The sequence below is a fragment of the Streptomyces sp. PA03-6a genome (genome assembly GCF_033792765.1).
GTDB lineage: Bacteria > Actinomycetota > Actinomycetes > Streptomycetales > Streptomycetaceae > Actinacidiphila.
In genome coordinates, this window is the sequence record NZ_JARAVK010000412.1 from 1 (window position 1) to 5079 (window position 5079).

The 5079-nt window shown below is 76.0% G+C and carries 4 protein-coding genes; all 4 read left to right on the top strand.

Features of this window, described 5'->3' with window-relative positions; genetic code table 11:
* Positions 1 to 466: hypothetical protein (locus tag PV350_RS44350; protein ID WP_500339038.1), on the top strand; the 466-nt coding region annotated here is incomplete at its 5' end.
* Positions 467 to 555: 89 nt separating this feature from the next.
* Positions 556 to 1110 (top strand): P-loop nucleotide/nucleoside kinase family protein, encoded by a 555-nt coding sequence (locus PV350_RS44355; protein WP_500339039.1) that lies wholly within the window; start codon positions 556 to 558, stop codon positions 1108 to 1110.
* A 313-nt stretch (positions 1111 to 1423) separates the two neighbouring features.
* Positions 1424 to 4384: a glycoside hydrolase family 2 TIM barrel-domain containing protein gene (locus tag PV350_RS44360; protein WP_500339040.1), complete on the top strand. Its 2961-nt coding sequence runs from the start codon at positions 1424 to 1426 to the stop codon at positions 4382 to 4384.
* The coding region (locus PV350_RS44365) for an MFS transporter (RefSeq protein WP_500339041.1) at positions 4381 to 5079 on the top strand (699 nt) is incomplete at its 3' end. The genes PV350_RS44360 and PV350_RS44365, both read left to right, overlap by 4 nt.

The following is a 5079-nucleotide window of genomic DNA, read 5'->3' on the forward strand; positions in this document are numbered from 1 at the left end:
GCTGTGGGGCGGGCCCGACTGGGGGCTGCGCCGCCTGCTGTACGCCGACCACCACACGGGCGCGGACCACACGGGTGGGGACGCCCACAGCCGGGCGGGCATCGCCGGTTCCGCGCCCCGGCACCGCGGTTCGAACCGGGCCGCCGCCGGATACCTCGTCAACTACAACGCCGCCTGCTTCCTCAGCCTGGCGCTGGCGGCGCGGCCCCCCGTCGGCTCCGCCGCCTGGACGGACGACGAGTGGCGCGAGGACTGTGCGCGGGCGGCCGTCGTCCAGCTCAACACCAGTCTCCGGGTCACCCGCAGCCAGTTCTCGGCGGCCTGGGCGGAACGCGACACGGACCTGCGCCCGCTGTTCACCGGCCGTCTGGGCGGCGGGCCGGTGGCGGGCTGGAGCGAGATCGGACGCAACTGGGCACGGTTCACGGGCATCGACGTCGAGGAACCGGCCGGCGCCCCCTCGTGAGCCACCGCCCGCCCACGAGGCACCGCGTGGCGCGCGGGCGGCGGGGCGGCGTACTCCACCGCCGCCCGCGGCGTCGTTAAGGTCGCGGCATGTTAGCTGTGTTGGTCAACGGACTGCCCGGAGCGGGGAAGACGACCCTCGCCCGGATGCTCGCCCGCGAACTGGAGCTCCCGCTGTTCAGCAAGGACTCCGTGAAGGAGACCCTGGCCGACGCGCTGGCCGCGCTGCGCCCGGCGGGGGGCGGCGGGCGGGAGTGGAGCCGCTGCCTCGGGGCCGCGGCGGGCGAGACGTTGTGGACGCTGCTGGCCGACGCACCGATCGGGGCGGTGCTGGAGAGCCCGTGGCTGGCGCACATGCGTCCCGTGGTGGCCGCGGGCCTGGCGCGGGCGGGCGCGTCCGAGGTGCACGAGGTGTGGTGTGCCGTGCCGCCCGACACCGCGCGCCGCAGGTTCCGGGAACGGGCGCCCGCGCGGCACCCGGTGCACACCGAGGGCGCGCGCTTCCCGGAGGAGGAGTGGCGGTTCTGGACCGAGATGGCCGAACCGCTGGGCCTGGGCAGCGTGCACCGGGTGGACACCTCGCGCCCGGTGGACGTCGCGGCGCTCGCCCGCCGGATCGCGGGCGGCCCGTCCCCGGCGCCGTGACGTCCGGCGGGGGTGTGGGTGAAGCGCTTGTCCGGCTCCCGCGCGGCGCCTAGCGTGTGTTCCCGTCGGCGGCGGCACGGGAGGGGGACCCGGGGGTGGAGCGGACGTCGCGTGACCTCCGCGCGGCCGCCCGCGCCGGGCCGCGCGGGCCCGGGAACGCCCGCGCGAGGACCGCGGGCGGCGGGTCGCCGTCCCCACCGCGCACCCTTCCGCGACCTGCGTCCGGGGAGCGCCGCGCCGACCGCACCCGCGCGCACCGGCGCCACAGCGCAGCGAACGGCAGACCGGCATCGAGGGCCGACCGAGGAGTCGTATGACCATGCCCGCGCACCCGTCCGGCTCCCCGGCCGCGCGGCCGGAACTCCCCTACTACGAGGACTTCTCCCCCGGCCACGGCGCCCTGCCGCCCCGGGCCTGGGTGCCCGCCTCCGACGCGGCCCGGCTGAACCTGGGCGGCATGTGGTGGTTCCGGCTCTCGCCGACCGCCGGGGCCGAGGACACCTCCTTCGCCCGGCCGGACTTCGACGCCTCGCGCTGGGACATCCTCGCCGTCCCCGGCCACTGGGTGCTGGGCGGCCACGGCGCGCCCGCCTACACCAACGTCCGCTACCCCTTCCCCGTCGACCCGCCCCGGGTCCCCACCGAGAACCCGACCGGCGACCACCGGCACGCCTTCGCGCTGCCGGACGACTGGCCCGCCGGCGGCGAGACCGTGCTGCGCTTCGAGGGCATCGAGTCCTGTGCCAGGATCTGGCTCAACGGCCGTGAGGTGGGGGTCTTCAAGGGGAGCAGGCTGCCCGCCGAGTACCCCGTCGGGCACCTGCTGCGGCCGATAGGGAACGTGCTCGCGGTCCGCGTCCACCAGTGGTCCTCGGCCAGTTACCTGGAGGACCAGGACATGTGGTGGCTGCCGGGTGTCTTCCGGGACGTCACGCTGCTGCACCGGCCCGCCGGCTGCGTCGCCGACTTCTTCGTGCACGCCGGCTGGGACCACACCACCGGCGAGGGCACCCTGCGCGTGGACGCCCCGTCGGGCGGCCGGGTCACCGTGCCGGAGCTGGGCGTCGACGTGGCGGTGGGCGAGCCGGTCAGCGTGCCCGCCGAGCCGTGGAGCGCCGAGGTCCCGCGGCTGTACGAGGCCGTGCTCACCGGCGCGGGCGAGCGCGTCCCGTTCCGCGTCGGCTTCCGTACGGTCGCGGTCGAGGACGGGGTGCTGAAGGTCAACGGCCGCCGGATCCTGTTCCGCGGGGTCAACCGCCACGAGTTCCACCCCGAGCACGGCCGCGCGCTGGAGATCGCCACCATGCGCGAGGACCTGCTGCTGATGAAGCGTCACAACATCAACGCCGTGCGCACCAGCCACTACCCGCCGCACCCCGCCTTCCTCGACCTGTGCGACGAACTGGGCCTGTGGGTCGTCGACGAGTGCGACCTGGAGACCCACGGCTTCGCCGGGACCGGCTGGGAGGGCAACCCCGTCGACGACGACCGCTGGACCCCGGCGCTGCTGGACCGTGCCGCCCGCATGGTCGAGCGCGACAAGAACCACCCCAGCGTGCTCGTCTGGTCGCTGGGCAACGAGTGCGGCACCGGCCGCGGCCTGACCGCCATGGCGCGGTGGATCCGCGACCGGGACCCGGACCGGCCCGTCCACTACGAGGGCGATCCGACCTGCGCCGACACGGACCTGTACTCCCGCATGTACGCCGGGCACGCCGAGGTCGAGCGGATCGGCAGGCGCGAGGAGGCGCCACTGGACGATCCCGTGCTCGACGCCAGACGGCGCGCGATGCCCTTCCTGCTGTGCGAGTACGCGCACGCCATGGGCAACGGACCGGGCGGACTGGGCGAGTACCAGCGGCTGTTCGAGACCCACGAGCGGCTGCAGGGCGGCTTCGTCTGGGAGTGGATCGACCACGGCATCGCACGCCGCACCCCCGACGGGAGGCGCTGGTTCGCCTACGGCGGCGACTTCGGCGAGGAGCTGCACGACGGCAACTTCGTCTGCGACGGGCTGCTCTTCCCGGACCGGACGCCCTCGCCCGGTCTGGTCGAGTACAAGAAGGTGATCGAGCCGGTGCGGATCGAGGGCGACCCGCTCGGGGGCACGGTCCGCATCACCAACCGCCATGACGTCGCGGATCTTTCGCACCTGCGCTTCACCTGGTCGTACGAGGCGGACGGGGTGGCCGTCGCCGAGGGTGACCTGGAGGTGCCGCCGCTGGCCGCGGGCGGCACGACGGAGCTGAAGCTGCCGGAGCCCGCGGCGGCGGGAACGTCCGGGGAGGCGTTCTGGCTGGTGCGGGCGGTCCTGGCACGCGACACCCCGTGGGCGCCGGCCGGCCACGAGGTGGCGTGGGGCCAGTGGCCCGCCGCGGAACGCCCGGGCGGCCGGCGAACGGCCCCCGAACCCGAGCGCCCGCACCGCCCCCGGCACGCCGAGGGCGGTGTGGTGCTGCTGGGCCCGGGCACCTTCGACGCGGCCACCGGCGAACTGCGGCTGCTCGACGGCTTCGCCCTCGCGGGTCCCCGGCTGGACGTGTGGCGGGCCCCGACGGACAACGACCTCGGCGCCCCCTGGCAGTCCGGCCCGCGCTTCGGCCTGCTGTGGCGGGAGGCCGGACTGCACCGGATGCGGCACCGGGTGGACGGCGTCGAGGCCGGGGACGACGCGCTCACCGTCACCACGCGGGTCGCCCCGGCCGCCGCCTCCTTCGGGCTGCGCACGGTCTACCGGTGGACCGCCGACGGCGACCGGCTGCACCTGACGATGGACGTGACCCCCGAGGGGCGGTGGACGCTGCCGCTGCCCCGGCTCGGCGTCCGCCTCGGGCTGTGCGGCACGCTGACCCGGGCCGAGTGGTACGGCGGCGGCCCCGGCGAGGCCTACCCCGACACGCGGGCCGCGTCCCGGATCGGGCTCCACACGGCGACGGTCGACGCGCTGCAGACCCCGTACGTCCGCCCGCAGGAGAACGGGGCGCGCGCCGACGTGCGCCGGGTGCGGCTGCGCCGGGAGGACGGGACGGGGGTCGCGATCGAGGGCGGCCCGCCCTTCTGGTTCACCGCCCGTCGCTGGACCGGCGAGGAACTGGACGCCGCCGCCCACACCTGCGACCTGGTGCCGGGGAACATCCTGTGGGTCAACCTCGACCACGCCCTGCACGGCATCGGCAGCCAGTCCTGCGGGCCCGGCGTGCTGCCCCGCTACCGGCTGGAGGCCGCCGAGGCCTCGTTCGGCTTCACCTTCACCACCCTCGCGGACGGCCGGTGACCGCCGTCCTGCGGGAGACCACGCCCGCGGCGCGGCCCTTCAGCCGGCCCGCGGTGGTGGCGTCCTGCGCCGGGTTCGTGCTCATCGGCGCCCTCCAGGCGCTGTACGGTCCCGCGCTGCCCGCCCTGCGGCAGGAGCACGGGCTGTCCCCGTCCATGGCCGGGCTGGGGCTGAGCGCGCACTTCGTCGGCGGTGTCGCGGGGGTGCTCGTCTTCGACGCGGTGCGCGGCCGGATCGGCGACCGCAGGCTGCTGACGGTGGCGTACGCGCTGATGGCGGCGGGCAGCGGGGCCTTCGCGCTCGCGCCGGACTGGCCGGTCGCGCTGGGCGCGGCGCTGCTGACGGGGCTCGGCTTCGGCGGCATCGACTACGGCCTCAACCAGCTGTTCGCGGTGGGTTTCGGGGACCGCGGCGCGGCGATGCTCAACGTCCTCAACGCCCACTTCGGGATCGGCGCGGTCGCCGGGCCCGCCCTGCTCGCCGCGCTGGGCCCGGACCGCTACGCGTCCGTGTTCGCCGGATGCGCCGTCCTCGCCGTCGCCCTCGCGCTGTGCACGCGCGGGGTGCGGACGCAGCCTCCCGGGCCCGCGCCCGCCGCCCGGCCTGGGGCGCGGGGGCGGCTGGTCACACCGGTGCTGCTGGGGTTCGTGGTGCTGTACGTCCTCCATGTGGGGGTGGAGGCGGGGGTCGGCGGC